This window comes from Pseudomonas sp. Irchel s3f7 (assembly GCF_900187615.1).
Classification (GTDB): domain Bacteria; phylum Pseudomonadota; class Gammaproteobacteria; order Pseudomonadales; family Pseudomonadaceae; genus Aquipseudomonas.
Genome location: NZ_FYDO01000035.1, coordinates 26066 through 39150, shown reverse-complemented (window position 1 = coordinate 39150; position 13085 = coordinate 26066). Strand labels below are relative to the sequence as shown.

Below are 13085 nucleotides of genomic sequence, written 5' to 3'. Positions count from 1 at the left end.
CCAGGCTTGCAGCTTTCGAGCGCAGACAAGTCACTACTCATAACAACTACAAAAACGAGGCCCTTCCATCATGCGAAATGCATTCGTCCGTCGCACATCCCGTCTGTTTCTCGGTTGTACACTGGTCGCCGCCGGCGCCCTTCCCGCGCTGGCTCACGCCTGGCAACCGGACAAAAATGTCGAAATCGTTGTCGCCGGTGGCCCCGGAGGCGGTACTGACCAACTCGGTCGCCTGATCCAGTCGATCATCACCACGCACAAGCTGCTCGACGTCAATACCATCGTCCTCAACAAGGGTGGCGGCAACGGTGCCGAAGCCTTCCTCGACATGAAAATGAACAAGGGCGATGCCGAGAAACTGGTGATCGGCACCAACAACATCTACCTGTTGCCGCTGGTCTCCAAGCTCGGCTACCAATGGCAGGAGCTGACGCCGATTGCCGCCGTGGCCGAAGATGACTTCATCCTCTGGAGCTACAAAGGCGCGCCGTGGAAAGACGCGAAAAGCTTCTACGAAGCGGTCAAGGCTGACCCATCGAACCTGCGCATGGGTGGCAGCCAGTCCAAGGACGTCGACCAGACCCTGACCCTGCTGCTCAACCAGACCAACAACAGCAAACTGGTGTACATCCCGTTCAAGAGCGGCAGCGAGGCCGCGACCCAACTGGCCGGCAAACACATCGCCGCCAACGTCAACAACCCCAGCGAAAGCATCAGCCAGTGGCGTGGTGATCAGGTCGAGCCGCTCTGCGTGTTTAGTAAAGAACGCATGAGCTACACCGAAAAAGTCGCCGGCGACAAAGCCTGGGCCGACGTGCCGACCTGCCATGAACAGGGCCTTGGGATCGATCAGTATCGCTTCCCGCGCACCGTGTTCATGCCCGGCGATATCAGCGCCGAACAACGGGCGTTCTATGTCGAGCTGATGCGCAAAGTTACCGAAACGCCGGAGTTCAAGGCCTACGTAAAACAGAACGCGCTGGTGCCGACCTTCCTTGAGGGCGAGCCACTGACCGCCTACATCGAAAAAGACACCGCCCGCGTCACCCCGGTGTTCAAAGAAGCCGGCTGGCTGAAAAACTAAGTTGTCGCGGCCGCTCGCCTGCGGGCGAGCGTCTCCTGCTGGAGGTGTTTCATGTCCCATTCTTCGGATTCACCGGCGCTGGTCGGCACCCGTTGGGTCGAACTCGGCCTGACGCTGTTCACCACCCTGATCGGCGCCGTGGTGATGTTCGGCAGTGTCGAACAAGGCATCGGCTGGGGTGATGCCGGCCCCGAGCCGGGTTACTTCCCCTTTTATATCGGCCTGCTGCTGAGCGCCGCGAGCGTGGGTAACGCCGTTCTGACGCTGGTGCGCTGGCAGGCCATGAGCGTGGCTTTTGTCAGTCGCGACGCGTTCAGGCAAGTGTTGTCGGTGTTCATTCCAATTGCACTGTTCGTCGGCGCCATGCCGTTCACCGGCATCTACGTGGCCTCGGCGTGTTTCATCGCCTGGTTCATGTGGCGTGACAAGGTTCGCGTCAAGCCGTACGGCAAGTTGATGATCGGATGCGTATCGCTCGGCGCGGTGCTCGCCAGCTACCTGATTTTCGCGTTGTGGTTCAAGGTGCCGCTGGATGCCGGCCCAATGGGCGACTTGATTGCCCTGGTCGGGAGAAATTTCAAATGAGCGAGTTCGATTCCCTGCTGCAAGGCATGAACCTGATCCTCACCCCAGGCCACATCGGCTTGATGGTGATCGGCGTGCTGCTGGGCATTCTGGTCGGCGTCCTGCCCGGCCTTGGCGCCCCCAATGGCGTGGCGTTGCTGCTGCCGCTGACGTTCACCATGTCGCCGGTGTCGGCGATCATTCTGCTGTCGTGCATGTATTGGGGCGCGCTGTTCGGCGGTTCGATCACCTCGATCCTGTTCAACATACCCGGCGAGCCCTCATCGGTGGCCACCACGTTCGACGGCTACCCCATGGCCCGCGAAGGCCGCGCTGCCGAGGCGTTGACCGCCGCGTTCAGTTCGGCCCTGATCGGCGCGTTGTGCGGGGTGCTGCTGCTGACATTCCTGTCGACCAAGATCGCGGCGTTCGCCATGTCGTTCAGTTCACCGGAGTTCTTTGCGGTGTACCTCTTGGCGTTCTGCACCTTCATCGGCATGAGCAAGAACCCGCCGCTGAAAACCGTGGTGGCGATGATGATCGGTTTCGCCATGGCGGCGGTCGGCATGGACACCGTTTCCGGCAACCTGCGCCTGACTTTCGACCAACCGATCCTGATGACCGGTATCAGTTTCGAGGTGGCGGTGATCGGCCTGTTCGGCATCGGCGAAATCCTCTGCACGGTCGAAGAAGGTCTGGTGTTCCGTGGGGAGCACGCGCGCATCACGCCGATGGTGATTTTGCGCACCTGGGCAAAGCTGCCGCGCTACTGGTGGACAATCGTGCGCAGTACGCTGGTCGGTTGCTGGATGGGCATCACACCTGGCGGCCCAACCGCTGCGTCCTTCATGAGCTACAGCCTCGCGCGGCGCTTCTCGAAGAACCGTGACAATTTCGGCAAAGGTGAAATCGAAGGCGTGATCGCCCCGGAAACCGCCGACCACGCCGCTGGCACCAGCGCACTGTTGCCAATGCTGACCCTCGGCATTCCGGGTTCGGCCACTGCCGCGGTCATGCTCGGCGGCTTGATGATCTGGGGGCTGCATCCCGGGCCGACGCTGTTCGTCGAGCAACACGACTTTGTCTGGGGCCTGATCGCCAGCATGTACCTGGGTAACGTGGTGAGCCTGATCGTGGTGTTGGCCACCGTGCCGCTATTCGCTTCGATCCTGCGCATTCCGTTCTCGATCATCGCGCCGATCATCATCATGGTCTGCGCCATCGGCGCGTACTCGGTGCACAACTCGTTCTTCGATGTGGTCCTGATGCTGGGCTTCGGTGCGCTGGGTTACCTGTTCAAGAAACTCGGCTATCCGATTGCGCCGCTGGTGCTGGCGGCTGTGTTGGGAGACAAAGCGGAAGACGCCTTCCGTCAGTCGATGCTGTTCTCTGACGGGCAACTGGGGATTTTCTGGTCCAACCCACTGGTGGGCAGCCTGACCACGGCAGCCCTGCTGATGCTGTTCTGGCCGTTGATTTCCAAGGCCTTGGGCCTCTTGATCGGCCTGCGCAAACCTCACGTCGCCAAGCCAAAATCGGTGCTGTGACACAGCAATGCTGGCAACGCCTGACATTTGTTGTCAGGCTTGCCGCAGACTTTCTTGCGAGCGCGGCCCATGACCCGAATTCCAGTTGCCAATGTCATCCATAGTCGTCTGCGTTTGCGCCAATTGCGGCTGATGCTGGCGTTGCAGGAATTCGGTTCATTGCGCCGCGCTGCCGACCACATCGGCATGACCCAACCAGCGGCGACCAAGATGCTTCACGAAGCCGAGGACTTGCTCGGCGTCGAACTCTTCGAACGCCTGCCCCGGGGCATGCGCTCTACCCCGTTCGGGGAAACCGTCATCTATTACGCGCGCATGGTCTTCGCTGAATTGAGCGGCATGCGTGAAGAACTGGTCGCCCTCGAATCCGGCAACCTGGGCCGGGTCGCGGTCGGCGCCATTCCGGCACTCGCCTCAGGGTTGTTGACCCGCACCATCGCCACCTTGAAAAAAAGCCACCCGCGCTTGTCCATGAGCATCCAGGTCGATACCAGCGACGTGCTGGTACAGGCGCTGTTGCAGGATCAACTGGACATCGTGTTGGGACGAATTCCCGCAGGTGCCCGCGCCGAAGAATTGCTCTTTGACAGCCTCGGCGAAGAAGCCCTGTGCGTGATTGCCGGTGCGCAACATCCACTGGCCAAAGCCACGCAACTGAGCTGGGCCGAATTGCAGAACATGACCTGGGTGCTGCAACAACACCCAAGTCCGATGCGCGCAATCATCAATCAGGTGTTTCACAACGCCCGCGTCGACATCCCGAGCAGCATCGTTGAAACCACATCGATCATGACCTTGCTGTCTTTGATTCAACAAACCGACATGCTCGGTGTAACGCCGGTGTCAGTGGTCGAGGACTATCCCGGCCGGGATCTGCTGGCGGTGTTGCCGATCAAATTCGAAGCGCGACTTCCGCCTTATGGGTTAATCACCCGCCGACATCGTATTCAGTCTTCGGCGATGCAGGCGTTCATGAATTCGGTGCGGGCTGAGCATACTCAGGTTAAATAAAAAATCGCTCCCAGAGCGCTGTTTCTTCATCAGAATCACCCAAACAGCCAATACCCCAACAACGTCAGCACCACGACCGCCAACACCGGGACGCCTTTGCGACAAAGGATAGGTCCACCTACAACTACCCGACATCGCCAACCACGGGAATAACCCGCCTGACCCGACATTCAGTCTTAACAGTTACGCAACAAAGCCGTTGCTAACATGAAGCACCTGAACGCTCGCTGACCTTGAATCTCCTTGATGAAGAGGCGGTTGCCCCGCCCCTTCATTGTCCTGCACCCGACTGTTACTGCTGGTTCTCCTGCTCGGTGAACAGATCGCTGAAGAGCATGCTCGACAGATAACGCTCGCCCGAATCCGGCAGGATGACCACGATGGTCTTGCCCTGCATTTCCGGGGTTTCGGCCAACCGCACCGCTACCGCCATCGCTGCACCGCAGGAGATGCCGCACAAAATCCCTTCTTCCTGCATCAACCTCAGGGCCATCGCCTTGGACTCATCGTCGCTGACCAACTCGACACGGTCGACCATCGACAGGTCCAGGTTCTTCGGCACAAATCCGGCACCGATGCCCTGGATCTTGTGCGGGCTCGGTTTGATTTCCTCTCCCGCCAGCGCTTGGGTAATCACCGGGGAGACCACCGGTTCTACCGCCACCGAAATAATCGGTTTGCCCTGGGTATTCTTGATATACCGCGAAACACCCGTGATCGTTCCGCCCGTTCCGACGCCGGCTACCAGCACGTCGACAGCGCCATCGGTATCGTTCCAGATTTCCGGGCCGGTGGTCTTTTCGTGGATGGCCGGGTTGGCCGGGTTGTCGAACTGCGCAGGCATGAAATATCTGGACGGATCGCCGGCAACGATTTCGCCCGCTTTCTCGATGGCGCCTTTCATACCCTTGGCGGGCTCAGTCAGCACAAGTTCGGCGCCCAGGGCCTTGAGCACTTTGCGCCGTTCGATACTCATGGACGCGGGCATGGTCAGCATCAATTTGTAGCCACGGGCAGCGGCCACGAAGGCCAGGCCGATGCCGGTGTTGCCGGAGGTCGGTTCGACGATGGTCATGCCCGGCTTGAGTTTACCGCTGCTTTCGGCGTCCCAGATCATGTTCGCGCCGATCCGGCACTTGACCGAGTAACCCGGGTTACGACCTTCGATTTTGGCCAGGATAGTGACGCCACGCGGGGCGATTCGGTTGATCTGCACCAGCGGTGTATTGCCGATGGAATGGGCGTTGTCAGCAAAAATTCGGCTCATGGCTGTGTCCTTGACTCATGACTTCAACATTAAAAACAGGGCATCAAGGTAAGCCTCTTGCACGTAGGCGTCCAGTCAGGTCGAACGTCCGCTTACCCGCGCAGTCAACCGCATTACATCGCCAGAGATTTGCCATCATGAAACGTCGATACAGCTGGCCCCTGTGGACCTTCGCCGCCCTCGTCGTGCTGTTGGTTACCTTGCACTTCACCCTGCCTTATCTGGTGCGTGATTATCTCAATGAGCGGCTGGCTGACATGGGCGACTACCGTGGCCAGGTGATCGATGTGGACCTGGCCCTGTGGCGCGGCGCTTACAAAATCAATGGCCTGAGAATCGTCAAGGTCAATGGCAAGGTGCCGGTGCCCTTCGTCAATGCGCCGTTGATCGACCTCTCTGTCAGTTGGCACTCCTTGTGGTACGACCGCGCGGTCGTCGCTCAAGTGCATTTTTTTGACCCCGAAATAAACTTCGTCGATGGCGGGGCCAACAAGAAAAACTCACAGACCGGTGAAGGCACTGACTGGCGGGCTCAATTGGGTAAATTACTGCCCATTACCCTGGACGAAGTGCGGATTTACGATGGCCGAATCACCTTTCGTAATTTCAATTCCAAACCGCCGGTCAACATGAATGCCACAAAGGTAAACGCCAGCATCTTCAACCTGACCAACGTGGTGGACAAAAAAGGCAAACGCGACGCGCGCTTCGAAGGCAAAGCACTGCTGCTGGGCCACGCCCCTCTGGAAACCACGGCAACGTTTGATCCCCTGAGCGACTTCCAGGATTTCGAATTCCGGATGAGAGCCACGGACATCCAGCTCAAACGCTTGAACGACTTCGCAGCGGCGTACGGCAAGTTCGACTTCAACGCCGGTCATGGCGATGTGGTGATAGAAGCCAAGGCCGAGAAGGGGCGCCTCACCGGCTATATAAAGCCGTTGCTGCGCGATGTTGACGTGTTCAATTGGCAGCAGGATGTGGAAAACAAGGACAAGGGCCTGTTTCGCTCCATATGGGAAGCCTTGGTCGGCGGCACTGAGAACGTGTTGAAAAATCAGGGCAAAAACCAGTTCGCAACGCGCGTCGAACTCAAAGGCAATGTGCATCAACGGGATATCAGCGGATTCCAGGCGTTTTTACAGATTTTGCGCAATGGTTTCGTCCAGGCCTTCAACGCACGGTACGAACGGCCAAAGCCGGAATCCGGTTAACGTTTACGCGTGACGGTGTATCGACCTGTTTCCTCCGCCGCCCTGGACGGGTTCGATTGCTGTTGCAGAAAATCCCAACCCAGACAGGCCAGGGCCAAAGAACGCGGCACCGTTTCGCGACCACTGCTGTAGCGACTGATACTGCGGGTGCTGACCCCCAGAGCCTCGGCGGCCTGATTGAGCGGTAACCCGGTGCGTGCACGCCAGTCGATAAAGATACGGGTATTTTCATCCGCTGCGTTTTGCGCCAGGGCATCCAGATACAAGGTGTCGGCGCCAATCTGGATATCCGGCTCGAGCCATTCGACACACCAACCGTCATCACCGAGGGTGGCGGCCTGGCTACACGCCGAGACTGAGTCAAGATGTGACGCCCCATTCAGAGACTGAATAAGCCGTCTGCGTTCACAGTCGACGGGGCGCCGCGTTATAGTCGGGGCTGACCATTTTTATTGCGCCCCGCCCTGCCTCGCTCAGGTCGGCGTTACCGTTCGAGGATTAGCAGATGAAGTTCGAAGGCACCCAGGCCTACGTCGCCACCGATGACCTGAAGCTGGCGGTCAACGCCGCCATCACCCTGGAGCGGCCATTGCTGGTCAAGGGCGAACCGGGCACCGGCAAGACCATGCTCGCCGAGCAACTGGCCGAATCCTTTGGCGCCAAGCTGATCACCTGGCACATCAAGTCGACCACCAAGGCCCATCAAGGCCTGTACGAGTACGACGCGGTCAGCCGCTTGCGCGACTCGCAACTGGGCACGGAAAAAGTCCACGACGTTCGCAACTACCTGAAAAAGGGCAAGCTGTGGGAGGCTTTCGAGTCCGAAGAGCGTGTGATCCTGCTGATCGACGAAATCGACAAGGCCGACATCGAGTTCCCTAACGACCTGCTGCAAGAACTCGACAAGATGGAGTTCTACGTTTACGAGATCGACGAGACCATCAAGGCCAAGAAACGCCCGATCATCATCATTACCTCCAACAACGAGAAAGAGCTGCCGGACGCCTTCCTGCGCCGCTGCTTCTTCCACTACATCGCCTTCCCTGACCGCACCACCCTGCAAAAAATCGTCGACGTCCACTACCCGGACATCAAGAAAGACCTGGTCAGCGAAGCGCTGGACGTGTTCTTCGACGTGCGCAAGGTGCCGGGCCTGAAGAAGAAGCCGTCGACCTCCGAACTGGTGGACTGGCTGAAGCTGCTGATGGCCGACAACATCGGCGAAGCCGTACTGCGCGAACGTGATCCGACCAAGGCCATCCCGCCGCTGGCCGGCGCTTTGGTGAAGAACGAACAGGACGTGCAATTGCTTGAGCGTCTGGCGTTCATGAGCCGTCGCGGCAGTCGATAAGGGCCAACGCCATGTTGCTCAACCTGTTCAATGAAATGCGCGCAGCCAAGGTGCCGGTCTCGGTGCGTGAACTGCTGGACCTGATCAACGCGTTGAAACAGCGCGTGACGTTCGCCGACATGGACGAGTTTTACTACTTGGCCCGGGCGATCCTGGTGAAGGACGAAAAGCATTTCGACAAGTTTGACCGCGCCTTCGGTGCTTACTTCAATGGTCTGGAAAAACTCGACGACCACTTGCAAGCGCTGATTCCCGAAGACTGGCTGCGCAAGGAATTCGAGCGTTCGCTGACCGACGAAGAACGGGCGGCGATCCAGTCCCTTGGCGGGCTCGACAAGCTGATCGAAGAGTTCAAGAAACGCCTGGAAGAACAGAAAGAACGCCATGCCGGCGGCAACAAGTGGATCGGCACCGGTGGCACCAGCCCGTTTGGTTCTGGCGGTTTCAACCCGGAAGGCATTCGGGTCGGCGACGCCGGCAAGCGCCAGGGCAAAGCGGTCAAGGTCTGGGACCAGCGCGAGTACAAGAACCTCGACGATTCGGTGGAACTGGGCACGCGCAACATCAAGGTCGCGCTGCGCCGTTTGCGCAAGTTCGCCCGTCAGGGTGCGGCGGAAGAACTCGATATCGATGGCACCATCGACCACACCGCCAAGGATGCCGGCCTGCTGAACATCCAGATGCGTCCGGAGCGACGCAACACGGTCAAGTTGTTGCTGCTGTTCGACATCGGCGGCTCGATGGACGCGCACGTGAAGATCTGCGAGGAACTGTTCTCGGCCTGCAAGACCGAGTTCAAGCATCTGGAGTACTTCTACTTCCACAACTTCATTTATGAATCGGTGTGGAAGAACAACATGCGCCGCACTTCCGAGCGCACGTCGACCATGGACCTGCTGCACAAGTACGGCGCCGACTACAAAGTGATCTTCATCGGCGACGCCGCGATGGCGCCGTATGAAATCACCCAGCCCGGCGGCAGCGTCGAGCACTGGAACGAAGAAGCCGGTTACGTGTGGATGCAGCGCTTCAAGGAGAAGTACAAGAAGCTCATCTGGATCAACCCGTATCCGAAGGAAACGTGGAGCTATACCTCGTCGACCAACATCGTGCGGGATTTGATCGACGACCAGATGTATCCGCTGACCCTTCGGGGGTTGGAGGAAGGGATGCGGTTTTTGTCCAAGTAACACCTCTGTCCTGTAGGAGCTGGCTTGCCAGCGAAGGCGTCCGATCTGTCGCGACAAGGATCAAGATTGCTTTCGCCGGCAAGCCGGCTCCTACAGGGGGTCAGCTGAACCGGTGCAGATATTCGACCTGTTCGCGATGCGCCACTTCCTGCACCACCGGCCGCAACCGCACCTGCGCCCCCGGCAGACACTGCGCCAGCCGCGCCAGCGCCAACGGCGTCAACGCCCCCAATCGCGGATAACCGCCAATGGTCTGCCGATCATTGAGCAGCACAATCGGCTGCCCGTCCGGTGGCACCTGGACCGCGCCCAATGGAATGCCTTCGGAAATCATCGGTTTGCCCTGGTACTGCAACGCCGTGCCCAACAGGCGAATGCCCATCCGGTCGGCTCGGCTGTCGAGGGTCCAATTAGTGTTGAAAGCATCGAACAGGCTTTGCCCGCTGAACTCGCCGATCTGTGCGCCAAGGACCAGATCCAGAGGTGCATTCAGGGTCAGATCGGGTTGCTGGTCCGCCGTGAGCTCACGCAGCAACATCAGCGAATTGCCCGAATAGCGCAAACTCGCGCCGTTGCTCAGCGCACGGCCCATGCCATCCAGTCCACCGAGTTCTTCACGGACCACCGTCGCGCTGCTGCCCAACACCTTTGGCGCGTCAAACCCACCCGGCGCCGCCAGATAGGCGCGAGCGCCGAGCAACGGCTGGGTGAATTGCAAGCGCTGACCCTTGAGCAGCCGGAAACTGCGCCAAGGCGCCAAAACCTCGCCATCCACCCGCGCCCCCAAATCCGCACCGGCCAGCGCCAGCACGCAATCGTCTTCGGCCACTACAGTGAATCCGCCGAGGGTGATCTCGATCACCGCCGCGTCCAGCCCGTTACCCAACAGCCAGTTGGCCCAGGACATCGAACGCCAATCGGCCGCACCGCCCTGGGTCACGCCCAAATGCCGCACACCGAATCGACCGGCATCCTGCAACAGGCACAACGGCGTGCTCGTCTCAATCGTCAAACCGCTCATGCCAAGGCCTCCTGCGGTGTGTCATCACCGCCCAGGTTGATGAACTCGGCATGGCCGATCGCTTCGAACCGCACGGTATCGCCCGGTTGCATCAGGCTGTAGCCGTCACGATTTCGATCAAACAATTTGGCTGGTGTACGACCGATCAGGTTCCAGCCACCCGGCGATACCACCGGATAGGCGGCCGTCTGCCGTTCGGCGATACCGACACTGCCCGCCGCGACTTTCTTGCGGGGTGTGTTCAGGCGCGGCGCGGCGAGCACTTCTTCCACCAGGCCCATGAAAGCAAATCCCGGGGCAAACCCCAGCGCGAACACTTGATATTCATGCGCGCTGTGGCGGCGGATCACCTCCTCTATCGGCAGCCCGCTGCTTTGCGACAGCAGGCTCAATTCCGGGCCGACGCTCAAGTCGTACCACACCGGCAATACATGGCAGGTGCCACGAGTGCGCGCATTGGGCGTGAGGTCGATCAACGCTTCGGCAATCAACTCCCGTGCCTGGTTCGGGCTCAACGCGGTCAGGTCGTAATGCACCATCAACGTTGTGTAGGACGGCACCAGGTCGATCAAATGCTCAGCGAACGCCGCGCGCAGGCTTTCACTCGCGGCGAGCATCCACGGCATGTTGGCTTCGGCGATCTCGTCGAACAGACGCACCATCAGGCAATCGAGGGCGACCACTTCTACCCGCAGTTTCATGATGCGGTCTGCCGGTTCAGGGCTTCACGGATGTGTTGCACGGCGGCGACCGAGTGGGCGTTGTCGCCGTGTACGCAGAGGGTGTTGGCCTGCAAATGCAACGCGCTGCCGTCAATCGCGGTGAGCGGGTCGCCGCGGGCAATCGTCAGCGCCTGTTCGATGATGTGCTCCGGATCGTGATGCACGGCGCCCGGCGTTTGTCGCGAAACCAGCCTGCCGGCGCTGTCGTAGGCGCGGTCGGCAAAGGCTTCGAACCACAGGGTCACGCCGTACTCGTCGCCCAACTGCTGGGCGGCGCTGTTGTCTTTGGTCGCCATCAACATCAGCGGCAGGCTGCGGTCGTAGGACGCCACGGCTTGCAGCACCGCACGCAATTGGGCCGGGTTGGCCATCATGTCGTTGTACATCGCGCCATGAGGTTTGACGTAGCTCACCCGCCCACCCTGAGCGCGGCAGATGCCATCGAGTGCGCCGATCTGGTAGTGCAGAATGTCTTGAAGTTCCTGGGTGGCATAGGCCATGGAGCGACGGCCGAAACCGACCAGATCCTGATAGGCCGGATGCGCGCCGATCTGCACGCCATGGCTGAGAGCCAGGCTGACGGTCTTGCGCATGATGCTCGGGTCGCCGGCATGGAAACCGCAAGCGATGTTGGCGCAATCGATGAAGGGCATGACCTCGGCGTCCAGACCCATGGTCCAGCTGCCGAAGCTCTCGCCGATGTCGCAGTTCAGTAGCAGGCGGCTCACGATGAACACTCCTGTAGGCTTTATTCTTTTTAGCTGCGGGACATTTCTGATCCCGCAGGTTATCAGTTACTGCGCATCCAGTTGTTTGCCACGGGTTTCCGGCAGGCTCAGGGCCGCGAGGATCACCACGCCGTAGGACACCGCCGCAAAGGCACCGATGCCTACACTCAACGGAACGGTCTGGCTGAGCAGACCGATCAGCAGCGGAAACAACGCCGCCAGCGCACGGCCGATGTTGTAGCAAAAACCCTGGCCCGAACCGCGAATCCGGGTAGGGAACAACTCGGTCAGGAACGCGCCCATGCCGCTGAAAATCCCCGAGGCGAAGAAGCCCAACGGGAAGCCCAGCCACAGCATCACGCCGTTGCTGACCGACAGTTGCGTGTACAGCAGGACGATGGTGAAGGAACCGACCGCGAACAGGATGAAGTTCTTTTTTCGTCCGAGGATGTCAGTCAAATAAGCGCTGATGACATAGCCGACGTAGGAACCGATGATCACCATCGCCAGATAACCGCCGGTGCCGAGTACGCTCAACCCGCGTTCGTTCTTCAGAAAAGTCGGCAGCCAGGACGTGATGGCGTAGTAGCCGCCCAATGCACCGGTAGTCAGCAGCGAAGCGCGAATGGTGGTGAACAGCATGTCGGGGGCGAAGATCTCGTAGAACTTCGACGGATTGCTCGGCTCCTGTTTAGCCTTGGCCTCACGGTAGATTTCCGGGTCTTTCACCAACCGGCGAACGAAAATCACGAAAATCGCCGGCACGATGCCAAGGAGGAACAGTGCACGCCAGGCGTCTTCCGGCGGCAATACCGAGAACAGCAGCGCATACAGAATTGCCGTCAGGCCCCAGCCCAGCGCCCACCCGGATTGCACCATGCCCACAGCCTTGCCGCGGTCCTTGGCACGAATGACTTCGCCGATCAGCACTGCACCGGCCGTCCACTCGCCACCGAAACCAAAGCCCATCAACGTGCGCGCAATCAGCAGTTGCTCGTAGTTTTGCGCGAAGCCGCAGAGGAAGGTGAAGAAGGCAAACCACAACACCGTCAGTTGCAAGGTGCGAACACGACCGATGCGGTCGGAGAGAATCCCCGCTACCCAGCCACCGATGGCCGAGGCGATCAGGGTGCTGGTATGAATCAGCCCGGCCTGCCCGGTGGTGATGCCCCACATCGCAATCAGGGTCGGCACCACGAAGCTGAGCATTTGAGTGTCCATGCCATCCAGGCCATAGCCGATCTTGCAGCTCCAGAAGGTGCGACGTTCTTGCTGATTGATGTTTCGATACCAGTCGAAAGGTCCCGGCCGGGCCGTTGCTTTCGGGATGGCGGTGCTGTCGGGCGCACTCATGGCAAATCTCCGCGCTGATTTTATTGGTATTGT

At 59.6% G+C, this 13085-nt stretch carries 12 protein-coding genes and 1 pseudogene; 7 read left to right on the top strand and 6 right to left on the bottom strand.

Annotated elements, in window-relative coordinates:
- Positions 1–70: 70 nt before the first annotated feature.
- From CKW19_RS24835 to CKW19_RS24820, 4 genes are all read left to right on the top strand, one after another.
- Positions 71–1084 (top strand): tripartite tricarboxylate transporter substrate binding protein, encoded by a 1014-nt coding sequence (locus CKW19_RS24835; protein WP_095060665.1) that lies wholly within the window; start codon positions 71–73, stop codon positions 1082–1084.
- Positions 1085–1135: 51 nt separating this feature from the next.
- The gene (locus tag CKW19_RS24830; RefSeq protein ID WP_095060663.1) at positions 1136–1669 is read left to right on the top strand and encodes a tripartite tricarboxylate transporter TctB family protein; all 534 of its coding nucleotides are present in this window, start codon (positions 1136–1138) and stop codon (positions 1667–1669) included.
- Positions 1666–3195: a tripartite tricarboxylate transporter permease gene (locus tag CKW19_RS24825; protein WP_095060662.1), complete on the top strand. Its 1530-nt coding sequence runs from the start codon at positions 1666–1668 to the stop codon at positions 3193–3195. The genes CKW19_RS24830 and CKW19_RS24825 overlap by 4 nt, the downstream gene beginning before the upstream one ends.
- Before the next feature lie 69 nt (positions 3196–3264).
- Positions 3265–4206 carry a LysR family transcriptional regulator gene (locus tag CKW19_RS24820; RefSeq protein WP_095060661.1) on the top strand — a complete coding sequence of 314 codons (942 nt, stop codon included), beginning with the start codon at positions 3265–3267 and terminating at the stop codon, positions 4204–4206.
- A gap of 292 nt (positions 4207–4498) precedes the next feature.
- On the opposite strand, the gene cysK is transcribed toward CKW19_RS24820, so the two are convergent.
- On the bottom strand, positions 4499–5473 hold the full coding sequence (gene cysK, locus CKW19_RS24815; RefSeq protein ID WP_095060660.1) for a cysteine synthase A: 975 nt from the start codon (positions 5471–5473) through the stop codon (positions 4499–4501).
- A 137-nt stretch (positions 5474–5610) separates the two neighbouring features.
- Here cysK and CKW19_RS24810 point away from each other — a divergent pair, with 137 nt between their 5' ends.
- Positions 5611–6687, top strand: a complete 1077-nt coding sequence (locus tag CKW19_RS24810) for a DUF748 domain-containing protein (protein WP_095060659.1) — start codon at positions 5611–5613, stop codon at positions 6685–6687.
- Here the strand turns inward: CKW19_RS24810 and CKW19_RS24805 are convergent.
- Positions 6684–7028, bottom strand: a pseudogene (locus tag CKW19_RS24805) (helix-turn-helix domain-containing protein); the annotation flags it as partial. The gene CKW19_RS24810 and the pseudogene CKW19_RS24805 overlap by 4 nt on opposite strands.
- Positions 7029–7192: 164 nt before the next feature.
- On the opposite strand from CKW19_RS24805, the gene CKW19_RS24800 reads away from it, so the two are divergent.
- Together CKW19_RS24800 and CKW19_RS24795 are read left to right on the top strand one after the other, a co-directional pair.
- Positions 7193–8038, top strand: coding sequence for a MoxR family ATPase (locus tag CKW19_RS24800; protein WP_034150015.1), 846 nt, complete (start codon positions 7193–7195; stop codon positions 8036–8038).
- Between the two features lie 11 nt (positions 8039–8049).
- Entirely contained in the window at positions 8050–9228 is a 1179-nt protein-coding gene (locus CKW19_RS24795; RefSeq protein ID WP_095060658.1) for a VWA domain-containing protein, read from the top strand.
- 100 nt (positions 9229–9328) lie between these two features.
- Here CKW19_RS24795 and CKW19_RS24790 read toward each other — a convergent pair whose 3' ends face one another.
- The 4 genes from CKW19_RS24790 to CKW19_RS24775 form a co-directional block, all read right to left on the bottom strand.
- The gene (locus tag CKW19_RS24790) at positions 9329–10249 is read right to left on the bottom strand and encodes a biotin-dependent carboxyltransferase family protein (RefSeq protein ID WP_095060657.1); all 921 of its coding nucleotides are present in this window, start codon (positions 10247–10249) and stop codon (positions 9329–9331) included.
- A complete protein-coding gene (locus CKW19_RS24785; RefSeq protein ID WP_095060656.1) occupies positions 10246–10950 on the bottom strand; it encodes an allophanate hydrolase subunit 1 in 705 nt (234 codons plus the stop codon). Before CKW19_RS24785 ends, CKW19_RS24790 begins: the two co-directional genes overlap by 4 nt.
- Positions 10947–11699, bottom strand: a complete 753-nt coding sequence (locus tag CKW19_RS24780; RefSeq protein ID WP_095060655.1) for a 5-oxoprolinase subunit PxpA — start codon at positions 11697–11699, stop codon at positions 10947–10949. Before CKW19_RS24780 ends, CKW19_RS24785 begins: the two co-directional genes overlap by 4 nt.
- 66 nt (positions 11700–11765) lie before the next feature.
- Entirely contained in the window at positions 11766–13052 is a 1287-nt protein-coding gene (locus tag CKW19_RS24775; RefSeq protein ID WP_095060653.1) for an MFS transporter, read from the bottom strand.
- Between the last annotated feature and the right edge of the window lie 33 nt (positions 13053–13085).

What these genes read in the sequence shown, in the direction of transcription:
- CKW19_RS24835 (WP_095060665.1), top strand. Translation starts at nt 71, where the DNA reads ATGCGAAATGCATTCGTCCGTCGCACATCCCGTCTGTTTCTCGGTTGT.
- CKW19_RS24830 (WP_095060663.1), top strand. Translation starts at nt 1,136, where the DNA reads ATGTCCCATTCTTCGGATTCACCGGCGCTGGTCGGCACCCGTTGGGTC.
- CKW19_RS24825 (WP_095060662.1), top strand. Translation starts at nt 1,666, where the DNA reads ATGAGCGAGTTCGATTCCCTGCTGCAAGGCATGAACCTGATCCTCACC.
- CKW19_RS24820 (WP_095060661.1), top strand. Translation starts at nt 3,265, where the DNA reads ATGACCCGAATTCCAGTTGCCAATGTCATCCATAGTCGTCTGCGTTTG.
- cysK (WP_095060660.1), bottom strand. Translation starts at nt 5,473, where the DNA reads ATGAGCCGAATTTTTGCTGACAACGCCCATTCCATCGGCAATACACCG.
- CKW19_RS24810 (WP_095060659.1), top strand. Translation starts at nt 5,611, where the DNA reads ATGAAACGTCGATACAGCTGGCCCCTGTGGACCTTCGCCGCCCTCGTC.
- CKW19_RS24800 (WP_034150015.1), top strand. Translation starts at nt 7,193, where the DNA reads ATGAAGTTCGAAGGCACCCAGGCCTACGTCGCCACCGATGACCTGAAG.
- CKW19_RS24795 (WP_095060658.1), top strand. Translation starts at nt 8,050, where the DNA reads ATGTTGCTCAACCTGTTCAATGAAATGCGCGCAGCCAAGGTGCCGGTC.
- CKW19_RS24790 (WP_095060657.1), bottom strand. Translation starts at nt 10,249, where the DNA reads ATGAGCGGTTTGACGATTGAGACGAGCACGCCGTTGTGCCTGTTGCAG.
- CKW19_RS24785 (WP_095060656.1), bottom strand. Translation starts at nt 10,950, where the DNA reads ATGAAACTGCGGGTAGAAGTGGTCGCCCTCGATTGCCTGATGGTGCGT.
- CKW19_RS24775 (WP_095060653.1), bottom strand. Translation starts at nt 13,052, where the DNA reads ATGAGTGCGCCCGACAGCACCGCCATCCCGAAAGCAACGGCCCGGCCG.